The 22,862-nt window shown below is 58.7% G+C and carries 22 protein-coding genes and 2 pseudogenes; 17 read left to right on the forward strand and 7 right to left on the reverse strand.

The window, feature by feature from the left end; genetic code table 11:
- Positions 1 to 17 precede the first annotated feature (17 nt).
- The 9 genes and pseudogenes from LGH82_RS04910 to hemA all read left to right on the forward strand — a co-directional run bounded on the left by LGH82_RS04910 (position 18) and on the right by hemA (position 9,174).
- The gene (locus LGH82_RS04910) at positions 18 to 1,532 is read left to right on the forward strand and encodes a nickel-dependent hydrogenase large subunit (protein WP_227349483.1); all 1,515 of its coding nucleotides are present in this window, start codon (positions 18 to 20) and stop codon (positions 1,530 to 1,532) included.
- Between the two features lie 11 nt (positions 1,533 to 1,543).
- Complete coding sequence (locus LGH82_RS04915; RefSeq protein WP_227347523.1) at positions 1,544 to 2,083, forward strand: NADH-quinone oxidoreductase subunit B family protein; 540 nt, start codon at positions 1,544 to 1,546, stop codon at positions 2,081 to 2,083.
- Positions 2,084 to 2,088: 5 nt separating this feature from the next.
- Positions 2,089 to 2,580, forward strand: a complete 492-nt coding sequence (locus LGH82_RS04920; protein WP_227347524.1) for a hypothetical protein — start codon at positions 2,089 to 2,091, stop codon at positions 2,578 to 2,580.
- Positions 2,581 to 2,600: 20 nt separating this feature from the next.
- Complete coding sequence (locus tag LGH82_RS33580) at positions 2,601 to 2,978, forward strand: DUF983 domain-containing protein (protein WP_227349484.1); 378 nt, start codon at positions 2,601 to 2,603, stop codon at positions 2,976 to 2,978.
- Positions 2,979 to 3,017: 39 nt separating this feature from the next.
- Positions 3,018 to 4,369 (forward strand): IS3 family transposase gene (locus tag LGH82_RS04930; RefSeq protein ID WP_227344189.1). Its coding sequence is split into 2 segments (ribosomal slippage): positions 3,018 to 3,354 and positions 3,354 to 4,369, totalling 1,353 coding nucleotides; the frame shifts between segments, so codons are not numbered across the junction.
- A gap of 74 nt (positions 4,370 to 4,443) precedes the next feature.
- Positions 4,444 to 6,300: pseudogene (locus tag LGH82_RS04935) on the forward strand (phosphate acyltransferase); the annotation flags it as partial.
- A gap of 142 nt (positions 6,301 to 6,442) precedes the next feature.
- A complete protein-coding gene (locus tag LGH82_RS04940; RefSeq protein WP_227347525.1) occupies positions 6,443 to 6,829 on the forward strand; it encodes a DUF983 domain-containing protein in 387 nt (128 codons plus the stop codon).
- 99 nt (positions 6,830 to 6,928) lie between these two features.
- Entirely contained in the window at positions 6,929 to 7,201 is a 273-nt protein-coding gene (locus tag LGH82_RS04945) for a helix-turn-helix domain-containing protein (protein ID WP_227347526.1), read from the forward strand.
- A gap of 758 nt (positions 7,202 to 7,959) precedes the next feature.
- Positions 7,960 to 9,174, forward strand: coding sequence for a 5-aminolevulinate synthase (gene hemA, locus LGH82_RS04950; protein ID WP_227347527.1), 1,215 nt, complete (start codon positions 7,960 to 7,962; stop codon positions 9,172 to 9,174).
- A gap of 143 nt (positions 9,175 to 9,317) precedes the next feature.
- Here the strand turns inward: hemA and LGH82_RS04955 are convergent, their stop codons facing one another.
- The 4 genes and pseudogenes from LGH82_RS04955 to LGH82_RS04970 all read right to left on the reverse strand — a co-directional run bounded on the left by LGH82_RS04955 (position 9,318) and on the right by LGH82_RS04970 (position 11,420).
- A complete protein-coding gene (locus LGH82_RS04955; RefSeq protein ID WP_227347528.1) occupies positions 9,318 to 9,608 on the reverse strand; it encodes a hypothetical protein in 291 nt (96 codons plus the stop codon).
- 261 nt (positions 9,609 to 9,869) lie between these two features.
- Positions 9,870 to 10,391, reverse strand: a complete 522-nt coding sequence (locus tag LGH82_RS04960; protein ID WP_227347529.1) for a recombinase family protein — start codon at positions 10,389 to 10,391, stop codon at positions 9,870 to 9,872.
- 123 nt (positions 10,392 to 10,514) lie between these two features.
- Positions 10,515 to 10,786: pseudogene (locus LGH82_RS04965) on the reverse strand (helix-turn-helix domain-containing protein).
- Between the two features lie 241 nt (positions 10,787 to 11,027).
- Positions 11,028 to 11,420 carry a flagellar export protein FliJ gene (locus LGH82_RS04970; protein ID WP_227349485.1) on the reverse strand — a complete coding sequence of 131 codons (393 nt, stop codon included), beginning with the start codon at positions 11,418 to 11,420 and terminating at the stop codon, positions 11,028 to 11,030.
- 375 nt (positions 11,421 to 11,795) lie between these two features.
- Between LGH82_RS04970 and LGH82_RS04975 the strand changes: the two genes are divergently transcribed.
- The gene (locus LGH82_RS04975; RefSeq protein ID WP_227347530.1) at positions 11,796 to 12,542 is read left to right on the forward strand and encodes an arginyltransferase; all 747 of its coding nucleotides are present in this window, start codon (positions 11,796 to 11,798) and stop codon (positions 12,540 to 12,542) included.
- 103 nt (positions 12,543 to 12,645) lie between these two features.
- Here LGH82_RS04975 and LGH82_RS04980 read toward each other — a convergent pair whose 3' ends face one another.
- Complete coding sequence (locus tag LGH82_RS04980; RefSeq protein ID WP_227347531.1) at positions 12,646 to 14,451, reverse strand: IlvD/Edd family dehydratase; 1,806 nt, start codon at positions 14,449 to 14,451, stop codon at positions 12,646 to 12,648.
- A 159-nt stretch (positions 14,452 to 14,610) separates the two neighbouring features.
- On the opposite strand from LGH82_RS04980, the gene LGH82_RS04985 reads away from it, so the two are divergent.
- On the forward strand, positions 14,611 to 14,766 hold the full coding sequence (locus LGH82_RS04985; RefSeq protein ID WP_227347532.1) for a hypothetical protein: 156 nt from the start codon (positions 14,611 to 14,613) through the stop codon (positions 14,764 to 14,766).
- A gap of 344 nt (positions 14,767 to 15,110) precedes the next feature.
- Here the strand turns inward: LGH82_RS04985 and LGH82_RS04990 are convergent, their stop codons facing one another.
- Complete coding sequence (locus LGH82_RS04990; RefSeq protein WP_227347533.1) at positions 15,111 to 16,028, reverse strand: LysR family transcriptional regulator; 918 nt, start codon at positions 16,026 to 16,028, stop codon at positions 15,111 to 15,113.
- 299 nt (positions 16,029 to 16,327) lie between these two features.
- Between LGH82_RS04990 and LGH82_RS04995 the strand changes: the two genes are divergently transcribed.
- The 5 genes from LGH82_RS04995 to LGH82_RS05015 all read left to right on the forward strand — a co-directional run bounded on the left by LGH82_RS04995 (position 16,328) and on the right by LGH82_RS05015 (position 20,887).
- Positions 16,328 to 17,149 carry an IS5 family transposase gene (locus LGH82_RS04995; RefSeq protein WP_227343936.1) on the forward strand — a complete coding sequence of 274 codons (822 nt, stop codon included), beginning with the start codon at positions 16,328 to 16,330 and terminating at the stop codon, positions 17,147 to 17,149.
- Between the two features lie 86 nt (positions 17,150 to 17,235).
- Complete coding sequence (locus LGH82_RS05000) at positions 17,236 to 17,895, forward strand: ABC transporter permease (protein WP_227347534.1); 660 nt, start codon at positions 17,236 to 17,238, stop codon at positions 17,893 to 17,895.
- 13 nt (positions 17,896 to 17,908) lie between these two features.
- Positions 17,909 to 18,628, forward strand: a complete 720-nt coding sequence (locus LGH82_RS05005; protein ID WP_227347535.1) for an ABC transporter permease — start codon at positions 17,909 to 17,911, stop codon at positions 18,626 to 18,628.
- Positions 18,629 to 18,709: 81 nt separating this feature from the next.
- Positions 18,710 to 19,558 carry a transporter substrate-binding domain-containing protein gene (locus LGH82_RS05010; protein ID WP_227347536.1) on the forward strand — a complete coding sequence of 283 codons (849 nt, stop codon included), beginning with the start codon at positions 18,710 to 18,712 and terminating at the stop codon, positions 19,556 to 19,558.
- A 75-nt stretch (positions 19,559 to 19,633) separates the two neighbouring features.
- The gene (locus LGH82_RS05015) at positions 19,634 to 20,887 is read left to right on the forward strand and encodes a CapA family protein (protein WP_227347537.1); all 1,254 of its coding nucleotides are present in this window, start codon (positions 19,634 to 19,636) and stop codon (positions 20,885 to 20,887) included.
- A gap of 16 nt (positions 20,888 to 20,903) precedes the next feature.
- On the opposite strand, the gene LGH82_RS05020 is transcribed toward LGH82_RS05015, so the two are convergent.
- Entirely contained in the window at positions 20,904 to 21,461 is a 558-nt protein-coding gene (locus LGH82_RS05020; protein ID WP_319799916.1) for a helix-turn-helix transcriptional regulator, read from the reverse strand.
- 118 nt (positions 21,462 to 21,579) lie between these two features.
- Between LGH82_RS05020 and LGH82_RS05025 the strand changes: the two genes are divergently transcribed.
- The gene (locus tag LGH82_RS05025; RefSeq protein ID WP_227347538.1) at positions 21,580 to 21,816 is read left to right on the forward strand and encodes a helix-turn-helix domain-containing protein; all 237 of its coding nucleotides are present in this window, start codon (positions 21,580 to 21,582) and stop codon (positions 21,814 to 21,816) included.
- Positions 21,817 to 22,862 lie beyond the last annotated feature (1,046 nt).

The raw sequence follows: 22,862 nt of genomic DNA on the forward strand, positions 1-22,862 counted from the left end.
TGACCAAGGAGAAACCCATACCCGCACTCAAAGACGTCATCCTGGCTGGCCGTCGCGTCGAGCAGCACCTTCCTTGGATGCGTGCCGTGGTGGCTCCAAAAATGTGGAATTTTGCTTCCGAGCAGCTGGCTGCAGGTAGCTGGAGCTTGCTCGGTCTTTGGGGTGAGCCTGCTAGCGTGCACATGGCGCTTCTGGACAAAAATGCTGAGGAACCCGGCGTCCTCAGTCTGGCATGCCCGGGTGGCCGCTACCCATCGGTCGGCCAGTTGCATCCGCCCGCAATGCGTCTCGAACGCGCGGCCGCCGACCTGTTCGGTCTGTTGCCGCAGGGTGCGCCTGATTCGCGGCTGTGGCTCGATCATGGGCAATGGGGGTTTAGCCGTCCATTGGGTGCGCCTGGTCCGGCGTCAACAGCTGCTTCCTCATACCGTTTTCTTCCTGCCGAGGGCGAAAGCCTGCACCAGATCCCCGTGGGGCCCGTGCATGCTGGCATCATTGAGCCGGGGCATTTTCGATTTACAGCGAGCGGCGAAACGGTCGTGCGGCTGGAGGAGCGCCTCGGATACGCGCACAAGGGCATTGAAGGCTTGATGGCGGGGTCCGATATCGACCGCGCGGCCAAGCTGGCGGGCAGAACGTCGGGTGACAGCACTGTGGCGTATTCGTTGGCTTTTGCCCGCGCGGTCGAAGCGGCGCTGGGTGTCGAGGTTCCTCCACGCGCAATCTGGCTGCGAGCGCTCATGGCCGAGTTGGAGCGCCTGGCCAACCATCTGGGTGACATCGGCGCCATCTGCAATGACGCAGCCTTCGCCCTCATGCATGCCCACTGCGGCGTGCTGCGTGAGCGCGTGTTGCGTGCCAGCGATGTTGCCTTCGGCCACCGCCTGATGCGCGACCGCATCGTGCCGGGCGGAGTAGCAAGGCATCTAAGCGACGAGGGGGCTACAGCAATTCGGTCTCTGATCGCAGAAATCGGGCAGCGGTTCCCTGCCCTGGTCGAACTTTACGACAACACCGCGTCACTGCAGGACCGGACTGTCGGCTCTGGCCGGCTCAAGGTAGAACTCGCCCTGCAGTATGGTGCGGGCGGCTACGTCGGCCGAGCCTCCGGTCGGAACTTCGATGTCCGGCGCAATTTCGCCTATCCTCCGTATGACGAACTCGCCTTCGATGTGCCTCTCCTCCAGGAGGGAGACGTGAACGCCCGCGTTTGGATTCGCATCCATGAGGTCAAGCAGAGCTTATCTCTAGTCGAACAGATTCTAGACCGGCTGCCGGAAGGCCCGATCCGTTTCGATTTTGCGCAGACAAATGGCGCGCATGAAGGCATGGCGCTTGTCGAAGGTTTCCGCGGCGACATTCTGGCTTGGCTCCGTATTGCCGCAAACGGCACAGTTGAACGCTGCCACCTGCGCGATCCCTCTTGGTTTCAGTGGCCGCTGCTCGAGGCCGCGATCGAGGGCAACATCGTCGCCGACTTTCCGCTCTGCAACAAGTCGTTCAACTGCTCCTATTCGGGCCATGATCTCTAAAGGATGCTGCTATGCGAATGCTCCTCCTAAAAAGTCTGGTTCAACCGCCGCTTACGGAACAGCCGCCGCCGGCTGGCGATGCGGCGATCAACGAACTCGCGCGCGCTCTTGACGGCGCAGCACACAAGCGGCTGGGCCGAAGCCTGTCCATCCGCGCGGTCGACGCCGGTTCCTGCAATGGCTGCGAACTTGAAATGCACGCACTGAGCAACGCCTTCTACGATATCGAGCGTTTCGGAATCCGTTTCGTCGCATCGCCGCGCCATGCCGATGTGCTGCTCGTGACCGGCCCAGTCACGAAGAACATGCGCGAGGCGTTGCATAGAACCTACGAGGCCACCCCCAGTCCCAAATGGGTGGTCGCCATCGGCGACTGCGCTCTGAACGGCGGGTGTTTCGCCGGGAGTTATGCCGTGATGGGTGGGGTGTCCAAGGTGCTGCCGGTCGATCTGCGCATTCCTGGTTGCCCACCGCCCCCGATCGAGATTCTAAAAGGCTTAATCGCGTTGCTGGAGGGCGTGAACGTCAAAACAGGTGCTTCCGGAGGTTGAATGGCATGCCGCGGCTCTTTCAGGCCGGCTTTTTCGCCGCATGCATCCAATGCATGGCCGCAGGGTTGGCAACCGTTGTCATCTTGCTGACCGTACGACATGTACCAATCATTCTGGTATCTCCAAACGTCGGTGCTGACACCCCATCTGAATTCGAAGCGCTCCTCCCCATTCTGAGAGGCAGCTATCTGGCCATAGCCTTGGTGATAGCCCTGACCAATAATCCGGTTGTCTATTTCACGGCTGAGCGTATCCGTTTCGCGTCGCACTTGATGCGTCCAAGTGATCCGGATTATGCGACAAAGAGCCTGCTGACGCAGCTTACGCTAGCCTCGATCGGATTTGCGATATTGGCGCTTCGCCCGCCGCCGACTGCATTGCTCGATGCCGTCTCCGGTGGATGTGCCTGGGCCGCCTCGGTCACCTGGTCAGGCTTTATGAGCATCGCCGTGGCGGGTTTTGGCGCCAATGCCCAGGCGGCAAAGAGAGCGCTATGAACAAGCCAACGGATAATCCCATGGATGGCGCATCCCGTGTGCAAATATCCGATCATTTGACGCCTGAAGAGCAAGAAGACGAAAGACCCACTCTCGTTGTCGCCGCGCGCCGAGGGCTGCTTGGGCGCTGCCCCAATTGCGGAAAAGGCAGACTGTTTGCCTCATATTTGAAGCAAGTGAATCACTGCGATGTTTGTGGTCAGCAGTATGGCCATATTCACTCCGACGACGCAGCTCCCTGGCTCACGATCCTGGTTGTCGGCCATCTCGTTGTACCAACTGCCCTAGCCGTCGAAAGTCAAACATCTCTGCCGAATTGGATTTCTATGACCTTATGGCCAGTGGTGGCCATTGTTCCCCGTCAGCACCTGTGTCCCAGATTTGAGGTTGTGAATTAAGGAGGGTTTTGATCTCGTCGTCACGACGAAGGAACCAAGATGAGCCCTAAATCCTCAAGTGCCAAGAAGCCTGCCGAGCAGGTGGTAAAGGACATTCGCCGGGCGACCCGGCGGCATTTTTCAGCGGAAGACAAGATCCGGATCGTGCTGGACGGGCTGCGCGGCGAAGACAGCATCGCCGAGCTGTGCCGCAAGGAAGGGATCGCGCAGAGCCTGTATTACACCTGGTCCAAGGAGTTCATGGAGGCCGGCAAGCGCCGATTGGCGGGTGATACCGCTCGTGCTGCCACCAGCGACGAGGTCAAGGATTTGCGCCGGGAGGCCGGCGCGCTGAAGGAATGCGTCGCTGATCTGACACTGGAAAACCGTCTGCTCAAAAAAAGCATGATCGCGGATGGGGACGAGCAAGAATGAGATATCCCGCATCCGAAAAGCTCGAGATCATCAGGATCGTCGAGCAGTCACACCTGCCAACCCGCAAAACGCTGGACCGACTGGGCATCCCGCGCCGGACCTTCTATCGCTGGTATGACCGTTATGTCGAGGGCGGGCCTGAGGCGCTGCAGGATCGGCCCTCGGCGCCGAGCCGGGTGTGGAACCGCATCCCGCCTGCCATCCATGACCAGATCATCGAACTGGCGCTGGAGCAGTCCGAGCTCTCCCCGCGCGAACTGGCAGTACGGTTCACCGACGAGACGCGCTACTTCGTGTCAGAAGCCAGCGTTTACCGGCTCCTCAAGGCCTACGATCTGATCACCAGCCCGGCCTATGTGGTGATCAAGGCGGCGAACGAGTTCCACACCAAGACGACGCGACCCAACGAGATGTGGCAGACGGACTTCACCTACTTCAAGATCATCGGCTGGGGCTGGATGTACCTGTCGACCGTGCTCGACGATTACTCCCGCTACATCATCGCCTGGAAACTGTGCAGCACCATGCGGGCCGAGGACGTCACCGACACGCTGGACATGGCACTTACTGCCTCAGGGTGCGACCAGGCCCATGTGCACCACAAGCCTCGGCTGCTCAGCGATAATGGCCCCAGCTACATCGCCGGCGAACTGGCGGACTATATCCAGGACCAACGCATGAGCCATGTCCGGGGCGCTCCAATGCATCCCCAGACCCAAGGCAAGATCGAGCGCTGGCACCAGACCCTCAAAAACCGAATCCTCTTGGAGAACTACTTTCTGCCCGGCGACCTTGAGGCCCAGATCGCAGCCTTCGTCGAACATTACAACCATCGACGCTACCACGAGAGCCTGGCCAACGTAACGCCAGCCGACGCCTACTTCGGCAGGGCCGCAGCCATTATCAAACAGCGAGAAAGGATCAAACGCCAAACCATCCAACATCGGCGCTTGCAGCACCGCAAGATCGCCGCTTAACATCAACCCCAAGATGAGGCCGACACTCCGCTAATCTGCGATCCAATCTGAGCCAAATGATCTGACGACGGACACTCGAGGAAGCGCTTCGCGCGCGCATGAACATCCCCGTCTTTCACGACGACCAGCACGGTACTGCCATCATTGTCGGAGCCGCGGTTCTCAACGGACTCGAGCTTGCTGGAAAGAGCATCGAGACGGTAAAAATTTGTACGTCGGGCGCCGGGGCAGCGGCTATCGCCTGTCTTAATCTACTTGTGGCGCTCGGCGCCAAATACGAAAACATCTGGGTCGCCGACAAGGGCGGTCTGGTCACCCATAAACGTGCCGGTACGGTTGATCGCTGGCGTGGGAAATTCGCCCAGACGACTGATGCGACAACGCTTGCTGATGTGATGGACAGCGCCGACGTCTTTCTCGGACTCTCGGGGCCCGGCGTTCTCAAGCCCGAAATGCTCAAGGCGATGGGCAAAAATCCGCTCGTACTTGCGCTTGCCAATCCTACGCCTGAGATCATGCCCGAGGAGGCGAGGTCAGTTCGCCCTGACGCCATGATCTGCACCGGACGCTCTGATTATTCCAACCAGGTCAACAATGTCCTTTGTTTCCCTTTCATCTTCCGTGGCGCACTCGATGTAGGCGCCGCAACGATCAACGAGGAGATGAAGCTTGCAGCGGTGAAAGCGATTGCCAAACTCGCCCACGAGCCGGGCCTGGAGGCATCCCAATCGGGTGAGCCGGCGATATATGGACCGGATCACATCATCCCGGATCCCTTTGATCAAAGGCTGATTTTGAGGATCGCTCCGGCGGTGGCGCGGGCCGCTATGGAGACTGGCGTCGCTAAACGCCCGATCGTCGATTTCGACGCATACCACGATAGCCTCAACCGCTTTGTCTTCCGCTCCGGCCTGATCATGAAGCCAATCATCGACCGTGTGCGCAATCTTGATAAGAGAATCGCCTTTGCTGATGGCGAAGATGAACGAGTACTACGGGCGACGCAGGTGATCATAGAAGAGCGCATTGCACACCCGATTCTTATAGGGCGGCCGGCCGTTATAGAACAGCGCATTGCACGTTTCGGACTTACGCTTAAACCAGGACAAAATTTTGAGATCATCAATCCTGAAGACGACCCACGTTACCGCGATTATGTCGCACTGTTTCACTCTCTCGTCGGCCGGAGCGGCGTCGCGCCTGAGACCGCCCGTTCCGTGGTTCGCACGAATACCACCGTCATCGGCGCGCTCGCGGTCAAACGCGGCGATGCGGATGGCCTGATCTGCGGTCTGCAGGGACGCTATGTCAAACACCTGCGCGACATCCGCTCGATTATCGGGCTGGCGGAGCCGGTGACGGAGGCCTCAGCGCTCTCGATGCTTGTCATGCCGCGGGGGGGTTTCTTCCTTGCCGACACTTACGTCACGACGAATCCAAGTGCTGATGAGCTCGTCAGCATGACGCTTCTGGCCAGAAACCATCTCAGGCATTTCAACATCACCGCGCGCGTGGCGTTGCTAAGCTATTCCGATTTTGGGTCTCGCGACGGCGACAGCGCGCTCAAAATGCGCGAAGCCTACGGAAAGCTGAGAGAGGCGGACCCCACTCTAATCGTCGAGGGCGAGATGCAGGGTGACCTTGCGCTCAATCAACGTCTGCGTGAACATTATGTGCCCGACACCATATTGAAGGGTGACGCAAACCTACTGATATTCCCGAACCTTGACGCTGCAAACCTTGCGATGACCTTGCTCAAGGAAATGAACGACGCGCTGTCCATCGGGCCAATCCTGATGGGGCCAAAGAAACCTGCACATATTTTGGCGCCCTCTTGCACAAGTCGAGGCATCGTCAACATGACCGCCGTCGCAGCGAACGAAGCCCTCCTGCCCGATCGAGGCGGCTGGCCGGTCTCCGACGTTTCCTAGTGGCAATCCCGCGAATCAAGAAGACGCGGGGGCCGCAAATGGCCCCTGCGTCGCCCAACTCAAATCATTTCTATGGTTCATGTCGAATAGCAGATATCTTGGGGTTGAAGCATTGAGGGTCATGTTCTATACATGAGATATGATGGACAGCGGTGGCACAAAAGTTGCGCGTCCGACCTTGCAGGCCGCGCTGAAGCGGGGCTTCATGGGGCGGTGTCCAAATTGCGGTCAGGGAAAGCTGTATCGCGCATATCTGACGCAAGTAGAAAATTGTGCCGAGTGCGGCGAGCGCTTTGGCGATATTGAATCGGATGATGCAGCGCCATGGTTTACAATCCTGTTGGCGAGCATAGCTGCAGCTCCGCTCTATTTTTTGTTCCAGTCTCTTCTGGCATCACACTTCGTTGTCACGATGATATTATTGGTGCTGATTGTCATTGTGCTGATCCTCGTTTTGCTGCCACGGGTTAAGGGCGTGTTGCTCAGTGCTTTTTGGCTGTCACGGCTGGACCGCGGCACCTCCGGATGACCAATACTTGCCGCCAGAGGCGTTGCCTTGCCGCAGCCCGGCGGGCGGTTTTTCGCGATGTAGTTTTTCAAGGGATTCGCAGGTCCGGAGAATTTGGAGATGATTACCGCTTCGCAGATGCGAGCAGCGCGGGCCTTGCTCGGAATGGACCAGAGAACTCTGGCTGAACGTGCCGGCGTTTCGCTCCCGACCATTCAACGCATGGAGGCCAGCGAAGGCGATGTACGGGATGTAGCCGAGACACACATGAAAGTCATAAGCGCATTCAGGGCAGAGGGCGTTGAAATGATCGGCGATCATGAACGCAGTAATGACGGGGGGCGCGGCGTACGCCTGGCGCATCCGGTCGGGTTAACAGGCCGGACTCACTGATTGCAATGCTCGCCTGGAGTCCAACTCCGGTTATGCAGAAAGGGCGTTCGAGAGACGCAGCGGGGAAGCCATGAAGTCTGATCGCTCGATGAAGCGACGGTATACGCCAAATCAAGAGCCAACAGGTGGCAGTTGGTCCGTTCTGGACACTCGCCCTGAACGGCCCACAGAAACGCCTTCCCGCGTCATGGTGGGCCTTAGCAAGGATGATGCATCCGACGCCGCCGATCTGCTCAACAAGCTTGATGATCAAAAGACAGGCCGATCCAAACAAAATCGGCGGTTCAAGTGAAAGACGAAGCCCAAACGAACCAAGAATCGGCATGCTTGATCTACGGCTTGCCAGGAGTTTTGAGTCCGCTTTTGATCGTCATGACGGGCCTGGATGCACGATGACAAAGGAAGGCATACACAGACGCATGATGGACTTTGACTCCTCGATGACAGCGTAACCGCCAGCTACGGAAGTGGCTCGGCCGAAGACGCTGTACGACCATGCGGCACTGCAGAAATCGCTGGCGATCACCGCCATCTCACCGATTTCGGCTCGGGCGATGCGCGGGGCGTTGCGGTCGACGGCGGCTGGTCAATCCACCTTACGAAGCGCTCGGACCTGCAGTTGGTCACGGCACAATACCCCGACCTGATCGAACACCATTCCATTTTCTGCAAATCCGACGTCGATCAGGGCCAGCTACTGGCCTTCTGACTCAGCAGAGGGATGAACAAAACCCCTTAACTTGGTGGAAGGAAGGATTATGGACTTCGAAGCTCTCCTCGCCGCTAGGCTTGATGGCCTGCATAAGGAAGGGCGCTATCGGGTTTTTGCCGAGATTGAACGTCACGCAGGCTCGTTTCCACACGCAACTCGCCACGCTGACGGCTTGAAGCGCGACGTGACCGTGTGGTGTTCCAACGACTACTTGGGCATGGGGCAGAGCCCAAAGGTGATTGCCGCCATGCACGAAGCCCTCGATAAATCCGGCGCCGGCGCCGGCGGCACGCGCAACATTTCCGGCAATAGCCATGATCATGTCCTTCTTGAGCGCGAACTTGCTGATCTGCATGGCAAGGAGGCCGCCCTGCTCTTTACCTCAGGCTACGTGTCGAACTGGGCCACGCTCGGCACGCTTGGCGCCAGTATTCCAGACTGCCTGATTCTCTCCGACGAGAGCAACCACGCCTCGATGATAGAGGGCATCCGCCATTCGAGGGCAGAGAAACGGATTTGGAGGCACAACGACCCGAAGGACCTTGACCGCATCCTCTGCGAATACGGTCCAGAGCGCCCGAAAATCATCGCTTTCGAGTCCGTCTATTCAATGGACGGCGACATCGCGCCGATCGCCGAGATTCTCGCCGTTGCTGAACGGCATGGTGCGATGACCTACCTCGATGAGGTCCATGCCGTCGGCCTGTACGGGCCATACGGAGGTGGCATCGCCGAGCGTGAGGGGCTTATGAACCGCGTCACGATCATCGAGGGAACGCTTGGCAAGGCATTCGGTGTGATGGGCGGTTATATCACCGGGTCCGCTGTCGTCTGCGATTTTATCCGCTCATTCGCGTCTGGATTCATTTTCTCGACAGCACTCCCGCCAGCGGTCGTGGCTGGCGCGCTAGCTTCGATCCGTCACCTGAAGACATCGAACTTAGAGCGTGATCGACACCAGGAGTGCGTAAGAAAAGTCCGCAGCCGGCTTAACAGCATTGGCATCCCGTGCCTTCCAAATCCAAGCCATATCGTGCCAGTGATGGTATGCGACCCCGTAAAATGTAAATGGATCGGTGACATCTTGCTCGATCGGTACGGGATCTACCTGCAACCCATCAATTATCCGACTGTGCCGCGTGGCACGGAGAGATTGCGCATTACGCCTTCGCCGCTGCATACGGATTCAGACATTGACCATCTTGCCAACTCGCTCTCTGACCTTTGGTCGAAATGTGCGCTCGCAAGACAAGTGGCGTAAGATTTCCATTCGTGGGTCCTTTCCTTGGAATGGCCCAGAGACTTTGACTGCGATCGAGGGGTGCACGCCAGTTTGAATTCTGCGTCCTGCGGCTGCTCCATCCTTCAAAGCCGAGAAAAGGTTCGCAGAATACCCGGCATCGACTACCGTTCCCGGTGCTCCCGAGCTGCCGCATTCGCCATGGGCGACTGCCATTCATATTCAAGGTGGCCGTTCTGATCTTGAGCACCAAACAGGGTGCCTTCCGTCACCCCCTGAATGATCTCCGTAATGGCAGATCGCAGGGCCGCAAGCGCAGCCACGCCATGGTAAACGTCTCGTGTGTAGACAACCACTCGCACGGTTTCGTCCGCCACCCCAATGGGCTGCACGTCAATCACTGTCGTCGCATGCGGTTCGTCTGCGAGACGCCTCCAAGCGTTCGGCTTCATCATCGTTCGTCCTCTTGGGAACCAGGTACATCGACACGCTATGTTTCGTTGAAGTGGACGGGGCTTTCCCTAGACCCTTAGCAATCGCTGCTTGAAATTGGTTCGCTTCGTCGTCAAGGCGCGACAGGGTCTGCATTATACCGAACTATGAGTCCGATGTCCTCTTCACCGTGCCGCTTGCAAGAGCCAAACCGGATTTCGACTTGGCAACACAGCCGCCGAGGCTTTGAAAAGAACGCAGCGGGAACTCGCGGCGGCGCACCATCAGAGCAGATGCAATGACGAAATAAGAACCTGTGCAACCAACCAATTGGCGCCAAGCTTCTGAAGCAGGACGTTTTCCCTGACGCCCAGTTGCGCTGCTACCTCGGGCACCGACATTGTCTGTGACGACAGCATCACGCGCGCCGCCGCGATCTGCTTGTCGTCGAAATCGTCGTTGTTGGCCTTGCGAACGTGGTCGAGGCGGTCAAAAGCCTTGAACACCCGGGCTGCCTGGTTGGGTAGCCAGTCGACAGTGTCAATTTCATCTTCTATCGACACCAATCCGGCGTCGAGAATGCGCAACGAGCCCAACACCATGCTCAACTTGCCGGGTGTAGGGGCAAGCCTGGAAAGAGCATCGACAACCAGGACATCACCTGACTTAATTGCCCCAAGCAGGGCTACCAGGCGCGGTTGACGGAAAGACCTTTCAACATAGACCCGGTCGCACCCTGCTTTCAGCAGGCGTGCGGTCTGAGCCGCCCCATCTTCGTCAGTCGCCTTTAGAAGGGCATACCCCAATCGCATTTTTCGGTCCTAGGCTGTGAGAAGCAACGTCCGAAGCTGGCGCTGTGCCCGAGGCAATGGCAATCCGGCAGGAACGTCGGCGTAAGGGTCGGCGGTCGCCGTCTCTAAGACGGTCTTTCAATGCGCTTTCCCAAGAAGCACGTCGGGATGACGCAAGCGGACGCCTCGCCCACCCCGATCGCTCCGCTCATGGTCGCCGACGAAATCGACACCCACGCCATTGAGCGCCTGAACGACTTTGGTCAGTGAGTCGACCACGCCGCGCACGTTGCCATCGCTGGCCTCCATGCGTTGAATGGTAGCGATGGATACTCCCGACAACTCGGCCAGTTTGACCGATCGATACCCAGAAGCGCCCGCGCGGCTCGCATTTGTGCAGAAGTGATCACGCTACCCCTCGTTAGCTAGCAGTAAAGCAATTCAAAAGTAGCATAGTGATATTTTAGATAGCAATAAAGATGTTTCACACACGCATGCAAACTTGATCGATGAGGCTGATTCCTGCCAGAAGCCGGACATACATGGCTTCCGTTCCGGCATTGGCGACAAATACGCAACTGTCGTCACACGGAGGCCGCACGCCTCTTCGCGCGCCAAAAGCCAGTCGGGTGTTGCGAATTGAGGCGTGCTCTAAAGCCGTCCGGCCCAGCCGATCATGGCGCTTCGGTTGCCGGGCTCCAGGTCGTGGCCTCTGCCACTGCGCGATTCCAGCATTTGCGCCTTGGAGAGCTCTGCTTCGGCCTCGGCGAGGAGTGGCTCGGCTACGGTTCTCTGCCGCAGAAGGTCTGATTGCGAATTTTTGAGGTTGTCTCGACGCAGACGGGCGGCCTTGGCGAAGGTCGGATAGGCAAAATGGTTGATGTCGGAGATGCCGGCTTTCTTTTCTTCGGCATTGATCTGGACGTCCAGATCTCGCCCCATTCGATCGAAATCGGCAATCATCATGTCGAGTTGCAGCAGTTGCCGCCGTTTCTCATTCACCTGAAACTGCTTCAGTCCGACAAGATTGCCACGTGGTCTCATGACTCGGTACTCCGGTACGCGCACTCGCTCCCATCAAACCGCTTCGTTCAGCCCTTAAAGTTCGACCTTCAGCGACTCTCACGGCTTCCGGCTCGACAGGAAACATACATTTCCAAAATCCTTGGCAGATAGCTATGAGTTCAATGGCATCGACAACCATGCGCGCGAGGACTTAAGGGGCAGTAAAAAGCGGAATAGGACAATAGGCGTGACCTAATCAAACGCGCGCGAGGAAAGGTACGCGGCCTTAGGCGCCCTGCCCCGCGAAATTCCACATTTGACAAGTTGGAGACGAGCTAAGGGTCAATCTCTTCAAAGGGCGGTTGACCTTTCCTGTCGCAGGGCCATTCTGCCCAGCACATTGAAAGAAGACGAATGACACACCGCCCACAATCTTCGCCACAGTTCTATCTGACCGCCCCAACACTCTGCCCGTATCTGGAAAGCCAATTCGAGCGAAAGATTTTCGCGCACCTTGTCGACGGGAAAGCAGCCGAACTGAATGATCACTTGTCACAAAGCGGGTTCCGGCGATCACAGAATATTGCCTATCGACCAGCCTGCGAGACCTGTCACGCCTGCATATCGGTGCGGGTCCTAGTCAAGGAATTCAATACGACCCGCTCGATGCAACGGGTTTGGCTGCGCAACAGGAATCTCATCAGTTCCACACACAAGGCTCAGGCATCAACCGAGCAATTTACCCTCTTCCGACGTTATGTGGACGCGCGGCATCGTGCAGGTGGAATGTCCGACATGGGCATCCTCGAATATGCGATGATGGTCGAAGATACGCACGTTAATACACAGATAATCGAATACCGGCGCCGTAGGCCGGGTCCACTGACGGACAACACCAGCGACGGCGTGCTCGTCGCTACCGCGCTGACCGACGTCATGACCGACGGCCTGTCGATGGTCTATTCCTTCTACGATCCCGATGACAGAGGCACGTCGCTCGGAACGCTCATGATCCTTGATCACATCAATCGGGCGCAAGCTTTGAAGCTTCCCTACGTCTATCTAGGGTATTGGATCGAAGGCTCCCGCAAGATGCAATACAAGATCCGCTTCATCCCCCAGGAGCATCTGGGCATCAACGGCTGGGAACGGCGCGACTGATCCGGCGTCTGCTCCATCCAATGCGGGCACAATGGATACGCCTCGATGGCCGGGCAGGCAAGCGGATCACAGGCCACATGGCGCAAGGCAACACACTCCCAGCTCAGTGATTGTCCCTCGGCACGCCGCTGGTGTGTGCCACATCCTGGTATTTCACCGCCGGCTTCAGCACCATGCCGTCTGCAAGCTGTTCGACCATGCCGCGCTGGATTTCCTGCCAGGGCGTCTGGTGCTTGGGAGAGTGATAGCCGCCATTGGTCTGCAGCTTGGCACGGCGGCGAGCGATCTCGTCGTCGGTGACGAGGATGTCGGCGGTACCCTTCCTCAGGTCGATGCGGACGCGGTCGCCGGCCTTGAGCAGGGCCAGCCCGCCGCCAATCGCCGCTTCAGGCGAGGCATTGAGGATCGAAGGCGTGCCCGACGTGCCTGACTGACGGCCGTCGCCAACGCAAGGCAGCGAGTGGATGCCACGTTTGATGAGATAGGCCGGCGGCTGCATGTTGACCACTTCAGCCCCACCGGGATAGCCGACAGGCCCTGCCCCACGCATGAAGAGGATAGCGAACTCGTCGATGTTCTCGGCCGGATCATCGATGCGGGCGTGGTAATCTTCCGGTCCGTCGAACACCACCGCCTTGCCTTCGAAGGCCTCCGGGTCCTTCGGGTTCGACAAATAACGGTCGCGGAACTCCTTGGAGATGACGCTGGTCTTCATGATGGCGGAATCGAACAAATTGCCCCTGAGGTTGATGAAGCCGGCTTCCTTGACTAGCGGGGCGGCGACGGTGCGGATGACGTCGGCGTTCTCGTTGACGGCGCCGCTGCAATTGTCGCCGATTGTCTTGCCATTGACGGTCATGGCTTCCGGATAGGGCAGCAGGCCGGCCTTCATCAATTCGCCCACCACCGCCGGCACGCCGCCGGCATGATGGTAGTCTTCGCCGAGGTATTCGCCCGCAGGCTGCAAATTCAGCAGCAGTGGGATTTTGTGGCCGACCGCCTGCCAATCGTCATTGTCGAGCTTGATGCCAAGGTGACGGGCAATGGCGTTGAGATGGATCGGCGCGTTGGTCGAGCCGCCAATGGCCGAATTGACTACGATGGCATTCTCGAAGGCTTTCCGCGTCATGATGTCGGACGGCTTGAGGTCCTCATGCACCATGTCGACGATGCGCTTTCCGGTCTCGTAGGAAATCTGGCCACGCTCACGGTACGGCGCCGGGATGGCAGCGCCACCAGGGAGTTCCATGCCAAGTGCTTCTGCCAGTGAATTCATAGTGGTGGCAGTGCCCATGGTGTTGCAGTAGCCGGTGGACGGCGCCGAGGAGGCGACGATGTCCATGAATTCGTCATAGCCGATCTCGCCGGCCGACAGGCGCTGGCGCGATTCCCAGACGATGGTGCCAGAGCCGGTGCGCTTGCCCTTGTGCCAGCCGTTAAGCATCGGACCGACCGACAAAGCGATGGCGGGAATGTTGACGGTGGCCGCGGCCATCAGCAAGGCCGGCATTGTCTTGTCGCAGCCGATGGTGAGCACGACGCCGTCAAGCGGATAGCCGTAGAGCACCTCGACCAGGCTGAGATAGGCTAGGTTGCGGTCAAGTGCCGCGGTCGGGCGCTTGCCCGTCTCCTGGATCGGATGGCACGGGAACTCGAAAGGAATGCCGCCCATCGACACGATGCCTTCGCGCACGCGCTTGGCCAGCTCGATGTGATGGCGGTTGCAAGGCGAAAGATCCGAGCCGGTCTGGGCGATGCCGATCAGCGGCTTGCCCGACATCAGTTCGGCGCGCGTCAGTCCGTAGTTCAGGTAGCGCTCCAGATAAAGAGCGGTCATTCCCGGATTGTCGGGGTTGTCGAACCATTCTTGCGAGCGAAACTTCTTCTTTCGGGTATTGGCGCCGGACATCATGGCCTCCCTATTTGTAGGACAAATCGATATGGCAATGCGCAAGAGTAGGCAAGAGGCAGCACCACCCGACCGCAGCCGTCATTTGATACCAGAAAGCTGGAAAGTCGGCAGGCATGATGACATCATCCGACCGGGTTAGACTACCGGAGTTATAGAATGCTGAGATTGAGCCGCGCCGCGCTCTATGAACTGGTTTGGTCGAAGCCGTTGACTGAGATTGCCAAGACCTATGGTGTCCGCGATCAGCATATCGCGCAGGCTTGCGACCATCACGACATTGCAAGACCGCGCCGGCCATTGGCAAAAACTTGATCATGGCAAGGCAGTCGAGAGGATCGTTCTCAGCAACCACACATTCTCCACCGATGATATCATCACCATAGATCCAGCGGGATAGAAGGTGCGCGGCAGAATGCTCGCTAGGCATCATAGGACGCCCACTATGGTCTAGGAAAATAGCGGGGTTGGGATTGGCCACCGCCGATGCAAACGAAACGCATTTCGCCGCTCTCGCCGAACCGGACGTCGAGAAACAGCCTTAGCCGCGCCGGCTCAAATCCATAGCTCGGCCACGTTCATCGCGTCTCTTTGCGCGGGGATTCTGTGCAACAAGCTGTAGTACAACTCTGATATCTCCAGCGCCTGTGGAATACCTATCAACCTCTCGCAGGCGGCTCCGTGGAAAACGCACCGATGATCGCCTCGAGCGATACATTCAATGCGTTAGAGAAGGCCCTGCCCTTCTGCCAAATCGCAACGTAGTGATAGAGCGCGGTCGGCTCTACTGGCCTTATTCCCAGGTGAAACGCCGCGTATTCACGCGCAATGATCTCATTGGTTATCGAAATGCCCAGGCCAGCCGAAACGTATCCGGCTTCGTGACCGTTGCAATCGAATTCCACAAGGATGTCTGGCTCGACGCCGGCGAAGCGCAAGGCATTGAAGTTCATCTGGTGGGCGGCGAACCGCGGATCGATATCGATGATCGTTTCGCCTGCCAGGTCGTGAGCCTCGATACAGGTCTGTTTTGAAAAGCGGTGGTCGGGATGAAAGATGCACACATTGCGCGCAGACCCGAGCGGCGCCCATTCAAACAGAGTTGGGTCGAGCGGCAATCTCGAGATTCCAAGATCCGCCCGCCCCGCCAGGATGTGCTCACCGATCTGCTCGTAGCTTCCCGAAATTGACCGGACATTCGAAGCGGTCTTTGAGTGGATGATCGCCACGACCTTGGGCAAGGTCACGAAACCGAAAACGGAGGGGGCGGCAATCGCAATCCTCTGCTTTTCCTCGTTCTTCATTGCGAAGATCGACGCTTCCAGCCGATCCAGGGACGTCAGGGCAAGTTCTACGTTTCGCAGGAGTTCCCAGGCTTCCTGCAAGGGCACGATGCGGTTGGCTGATCTCTTGAAGAGCGTGATGCCGAGCGTGGTTTCGAGTTGCTTCACATGTTGACTGACGGCCGGCTGGCTTATCCCGAGCGCAACCGCCGCTCGCCTTGTCGAACCGGCACGCAACACTTCTCGAAAGACCTTCAGTTGACGGAGCTTCAGGTCGCTCTGCAGCAACTCCATTGCCTGCGCTCCTTTCCTGATGACGCCACCCGGGAAGCGGATAACGCCAACCTGGGGAGCAACGAACCGTCTCAGTATATAACGGTGCGTTATAGATAAAATAATAAAAATTATAGATTGAGTATGTAATTTCAGGCGCTAGAATTAGCAAATATCTTAAATTAACTCCAAATTACAAATATAACAATTCGCAACCTTGGGTTATACGACTTGGTCTGAGTGTCTGACCCAAAAAGAAGTTGGGTGATATCAATGACTTGTGATTCAATCGGAGTTGCGAAGCCTCGACGGAGCATCACATGTGGACTGATATCACCCGCGCCAAGCATGCCCGAAAGGGACTACGTTATTCAAGCGATTTGACGGACGCGGAATGGATGGTTCTGGAACCGCTGCTTCCGCCTCGCTCGGCGCTTGGCCGCCCGCCGAAATGGTCGCAGCGGTCTATCATGGAGGGCGTGTTTTATGTGCTGCGTAGCGGTCTGCCTTGGCGAATGCTGCCCAGGGACTTGCCGCCGGTATCGACGGTGCAGCGCTATTTCTACGCTTGGCGCGACAGCGGCCTTTGGAACACGATCAACCACCTGCTGCTGATGGCCGTGCGTGTCGCCGCAGGTCGGGAGGCGTCGCCCAGCGCCGGCGTAATCGACAGCCAAAGCGTGAAAACCACTGAAAGCGGCGGGCTTTGTGGCTACGATGCGGGCAAGAAGATCAAAGGCCGAAAGCGCCATATCCTGACCGACACCTTGGGCCTGCTGGTCGGCGCGATCGTCCATACCGCTGACATCCAGGACCGAGACGGCGCCCCCGAGGTTCTGGCTTCTATTCGGGAAAGCTTTCCCTGGCTGCGCCACGTCTTCGCCGATGGCGGCTACGCCGGTGAAAAACTCCAGACCGCGCTCAGGGGAAAAGGTGGCTGGACCCTCGAAATCATCAAGCGATCCGACGCCGCAAAAGGCTTCGTCCTGCTCCCGCGCCGGTGGGTGGTGGAACGAACCTTCGCCTGGTTCGGCCGCAACCGACGCCTGTCCAAGGACTTCGAGCAGACCATCGAAAGCTCCACCGCTTGGCTGCTCCTCGCATCCGTTCAACTCATGACACGGCGCATCGCAAATCCATGATATCCATCAGAAATATTATGAGTCAGACTCTGAGTGAAAAAGACCGGTGTATCTCTTGCGGTATCGCGAGTCGAGGGACGCGCCCCATGGGTGGTTTTACTACTCAGTTTGTTGTCGCACTCACCGTGACCATAAGCCTGGCTCTTGTCAGCGGCTGCCTCGGTACGGCATTTGGGTTGCTTTTGGCGATTTCGAAAGGCACGGCACAGCCGCGCCTCAACCGTGTCGTGACGGCCTACACGACGGTTGTCCGTGGGGTACCAGAACTTCTCATTATCCTGCTCATCTATTTCGGCGGAACGACTTTCGCCAGCAAGATCGCCGGCCGATATGTGGAGGTGAACGCATTCACCGCAGGCATTATTGCGCTCTCGGTCGTCTTCAGCGGTTATGCGACCGAAGTGTTTCGCGGCGCGATTGCGGCAGTGCCAGCGGGTCAAACCGAAGCGGCAAAGTCGCTCGGGCTGAACGCCTGGCAGCGCTGGATGTTCGTCATCGGACCTCAGATGCTACGGCTGGCGCTGCCTGCCTATGGCAATCTCTGGATTTCGCTCTTCAAGGATACCGCGCTGGTTTCGATCGTCGGCCTGACCGACATCATGCGCGTTGCATATGTGGGGGCTGGCTCCTTGCGCGCGCCATTGACCTTCTACCTTGCGGCCTCCGCTCTCTATCTCTCGCTGACCACCGTCACGCTGCTGTCGATCCGGCTGGCTGAGCGGCGCTATCCGGCACTCGGCCGGTAGGGGGGGGCGACCGATGAACCTCGGCTTGATGTTCGACGCAATGGTTGTCCTGCCTTCGGGCGTTGGTCTCACACTGACCCTGACGGTCCTGTCGCTGACGGCCGGATTTCTTCTGTCCGTGCCGCTGGCCTTCGTCCGCGCGTTTGGACGTCCCGGCTTCTCGCTCGCGGTGCTCTCATACACCTATGTGATCCGCGGAACGCCGATGCTTGTTCAGCTCTTCCTGCTCTATTATGGCCTCGCTCAGATCGAGGCGGTGCGAGCCAGCATCTTCTGGATCATCCTGCGCGACCCTTTCTGGTGCGCCCTGCTGACATTCTCGCTGAACAGCGCGGCACACACCACGGAGATCCTGTGCCGCGGTCTCCAGTCCGTCCCTAAGGGTGTCACCGAGGCGGCCACGTCTCTCGGCTTGAAACGCTTCCAGATCGCTCGCCTGGTCACCTTCCCGATCGCTTTCAGGATATCGCTTCCGGCCTACGGCAATGAGGTCGTCGGGATGATCAAGGGTTCATCCCTGGCGAGCACCGTAACGCTGCTCGAGATCACCGGCATGGCGAGACAGATGGTGTCGACCACGTTCGCGCCCTACGAGATCTTCATCGTCGCCGGAGCGATCTATCTATCGCTCACCTCGATCGCCGTGAAAGCGATCCAGTTGATGGAGCGATGGCTTTCGACCGACGGCAATCGTGTACATCGACGCAAGGCCCGATTGCGTCGGCGTTTGTGACCCCGAGATCACGACGCCCCTGCCCTGACCCGCGGGTTTTTTCGGCAGCCCTTTCCATCCAAACCAACGAAGAGGTGCATCATGCGCATACCCCTAGCTATTGCAGTTTCTATCGCATCCCTGATGTCTGCATTCCCGGCGAGCGCGCAAAGCGAGCGCGTCATTTCGATCGCCTCCGAAGGCGCCTCGCCGCCCTGGGACAGCACCGACGCGAACGGTCAACTCTACGGTTACGATATCGATGTGGGACAGGAGCTGTGCCGTCGCATCCAGATCAAGTGTACCTTCGTCCCGCAGGATTGGGACGGGATCATCCCGGCACTGCTTGTCGGCAAGTTCGACGTCATCATGTCCGGCATGGCAATCACGGAAAAACGCAAGCAGAAAATCGCGTTCTCGATCCCCTACGCCGCCGGCTTCAACCAGTTCGTGGTGCGCAAGAACCTGGGGCTCGATCCTGGTGACATCAAGGAGAAGGTCAACCTCTCGACCATCGGGGACAAGGAGAAGGCAACCATCGAACACCTGAGGTCGACACTCGCCGGCAGGGCGATCGGGGCCTTGCGCTCATCGAATTCGGAAGCCGTCGTGAAGGAAATGCTGGGCGATGTCGTGACCGTTCGCAGCTACGATAGCCTGGACAACATGAAGCTCGATCTTGCCGCGGGTCGCATCGACGGCGGCCTCGCCGACTATTTCACCTGGCGGGATTTTCTGGAGACGCCTTCCGGCTCGGACGCGGTGTTTTTCGGGCCGGAATTGAAGGGCGGACTCTGGGGGCCGGGCGTCGGCGCCGGCATGCGCAAGGACGATGCCGAGTTGCTCACCAAGTTCAACGCGGCCATCGACGCGGCCACCAAGGATGGGACGATCAAGGCGCTCAGCCTGAAATGGTTCAAGAGCGATATCTCACCGGCCCTATCGCAATAGGCGGCACCCGACTTCGACATTGACGGGGCGCTGGCCGAAACGCCGGCGCCCTCTTCTCCTTCAAGGCGAGTTCCCATGAAAGACCAGTTCTGCGCGGTCGTTACCGGCCAATCCCTGATCACGCACGACATTCGTGACGTCAAAGACGAACGCTTCATAGCGGTTACGGACTTCCTGCGCCAAGGCGACGTCGTCTTCACCAACTTCGAGTCGACGATCCTCGGCAAGCACGGCGGGTGGCCGACCAAGGGCAAGTATTTCGGATATTCCAGGGCTGAAGTGCTCGACGCATTGCAGGCCATCGGTTTCAACGCGCTTGCGCTGGCAAACAACCACGCCTTCGATCTCGGAGCTGGCGGCATCCTCTCGACGCTGGAGGAAGTGCAAGCGCGCGGCTTCCTGCAGGCCGGGATCGGAGCCGACGAGACGGATGCCAGGAAACCGGGCCGCCGCCGGCTGGGCGCGCGCGAGGTCGCGCTTCTCGCGATGGATGCAGGGCCCGGACCGACCAACATGTATGCCGGAGACCGCACGGCCTTCCGGCCCGCTCGGCCCGGCGTCAATCGTCTGAACACCGTTCGCAAGATGGGGGTGCCGGACGGACATTTCAGCAGACTGGCAAGACTGGGCGCTCATTTGCAAAGCTCGCCCTTTGAACTGGCCAACTATGCGCAACCGGAGGACCCTGTAGAGGTGGCAGCCGGCAAGGAGATCAATTTCTACGGCACCGTGTTCACGCAAGCCGCCGATTTCGGCCGTCTGATCGAAGTCGATCAGCGCAGCGCGAGTGTCCATCTGTCCGCCATCCGGCACGCGGCGGCACAAGGCGATTTCGTCATTGCCTATCTGCACCACCATCATTGGGAACCAGGTTGGCAGGACGTGCCGCGATGGGTGCAGACCTTTGCCCGGGCGTGCATCGATGCCGGCGCGAACCTGTTCGTCAGCCACGGCGCTCCTGTGCTGCAGTCCGTGGAAATCTACAATGGCTCGCCGATCTTCTACGGACTCGGAAACTTTCTTTTCCACGTCCACCCCGACGAAACCGAATGGGATCCACCGGAAGTCTGGCAAAGCATCGTCGCCGCCTGCCGCTATGATGCGGGCGGAAACCTCGCAGAAATAGATCTCCTGCCCGTCGTGATCGGCGCGGACCCCCAGTCTCTCGGATCGGCAACGGGCAGATTGGTACCCGTCGCCGTCACTGGGAGCGCGGCGCGAGAGATCCTCGAGGGATTCGCGACCCGCTCGCGGGCGTTCGGCGTCGAAATCGAAGTGTCCTCGGCTTGCGGCCGCATCGCCCTGCCCGCTGCACGAAAATTCGGCTGACCGGCCCGACCGCCCGTCAGGCCGTCTTGTATTCGGCCGGTGCGGATTCGCCGGCCGTCTCGCTATCCGCCTTTGTGTCTAGCAGGGCCAGTTCTTCTCCTAACGCTGCGATCAGGGACGAGACTCGACCGCGCACACGCGGCGGAAGATTCACAAGCCCCTCGATCAGGCGCCGACCCTCCGCGCTGGCAATGAAATCCAGGCGCTCATCGACCGGCAGCGGCCGCGCCTCGACGCGGGTCTCATCGTTTCCCGGCAGGCCTTCGAAGAAGCGGCTGACAGGAACGCCGAGCGAACTGGCGATCTCGTAGAGCATCGACGCGCTCACGCGGTTCCGCGCGTTCTCGTATTTCTGGAGCTGCTGGAAGCTGATGCCTATGGATCGGGCAAGCTGGGCCTGCGAGACGTCCGATTGGACGCGAACGGTCGCTATCTGCCTGCCGACATGCTGATCGGCGGGATGAGGGTCACTATCAATCTTTGGCTTCGACCCCGTCCGAAGTAGGACAGAGCGTTGCGGTTTCAACAAGGCCTTTCGATGCTCCACTAGTGAGCCGGACAGAACCTGTCGCACGCTCCGGGCTCTTCGCGCCGATGTTTTCTGAAATGTCGAATCGCCATTTAATATACCTTATAGGGTGCAAAATAACCCTATAGGTGGCAAACATTATCGGCCTGCCGATTGTGGACTCATGGTCAGTCCACGACAGATTCGAGCCGCACGGGCTTTGCTTGGTTGGTCGCAGCAGGAGCTCGCTGACAAGGCAATTGTGTCGCTGAACGCGCTAACCCGGTTGGAAAACGGCAAGGTGGATTCCCGGATCAGCACTCTGCAGGCCATTGAGGCGGCTCTGATAAAAGCGGGTGTCGAATTCCTGTCCGCTGGTCAAAAGGGTGAGGGTGTCCGGCTCTTAGATCCTCTGGTTTGATGGTCAGTCTGTTTGCTGGCCAATCAGAATAATATTCTCCAAGGTCGATCGTATCTGCGGCCAAGGAAACTCACCCTCGTCCTCCGACGACTGCCCTTCCCCAAGCACCCATCAAGCTTGGTTGCCACACCGGCGCGAGAAACAGCGGGGGGTTCGGACAGTATCTCGAGCAGGTCCGCTGCTCGGACGGCCGCCTCGCGTTCGGCCTGCGACGTCGCCGAGTAGCCAACTTCCCGTCTGCGGCATCCCTTAGCCCCTGATGGGCCGCCAACTCGGCTTCGGCCTTCGCGCCGGCTGCCACGTCCTGTTGATGAAGATAGAAGGCTTCGTGAAGCGCCTGAAGGGAATGCACCATGGCACTGCCGCCGGCCGCACAAGGAAACCCGATTGTTTCGGTGAGTTTCCGCTCAAAACGCCGTTGCTGGCGGCATAGCTGGCCAGTCTTGTGGTGGACTGCCTGCCCTTTGCGCCACACCGCCACCGCGGGGTCGGCAGATTGGTCTGTCTCTAAATCCTTGCGGGCAAATGCTCTTGGCTGCCATTCCGCAGCTGCCGTTCCTGTTAGCAGCCTCCTGCGGGTGACGGGAGGCAAAGTCGTGGTATTGTCGGAATCAGCCATGACCCGAACTCCTGACAGCATGGTTGTGGTCAAGCCGATCAGAGTGTTCCCGCACCATGATCGGTCGTAGCACGCGTGATGCATGTGCATTGCACGTGCTTTGTTATGCATTCTTTCTGCTCCAAGTTCAAGCCGAAAAGCGACAATGATAAAAAAGCCATTCACAACGCGTTTGGACCCATCTGTGCTAGCTCTGGCTGAACAACTCGCAGAGTCGGAACGTCGTTCGGTAACCGCTGTCATTGAGCTCGCATTGATCGAGTATGCAGAACGTCGCGGTGTTAAGGCGCGAGACGCCAAAAATGCCGGATAGCTGCGTCGCGAAGCTCATCATTGAACGGCCGAAATGGGGCCGGGGAACGAACCCGCTGCGCGGGATGGGCGCGAGCGGTTGAGGTAGAGCTTAAGCACCGGTCGTCGCGCCCGC

This window comes from Mesorhizobium sp. PAMC28654 (assembly GCF_020616515.1).
Taxonomy (GTDB): domain Bacteria; phylum Pseudomonadota; class Alphaproteobacteria; order Rhizobiales; family Rhizobiaceae; genus Mesorhizobium.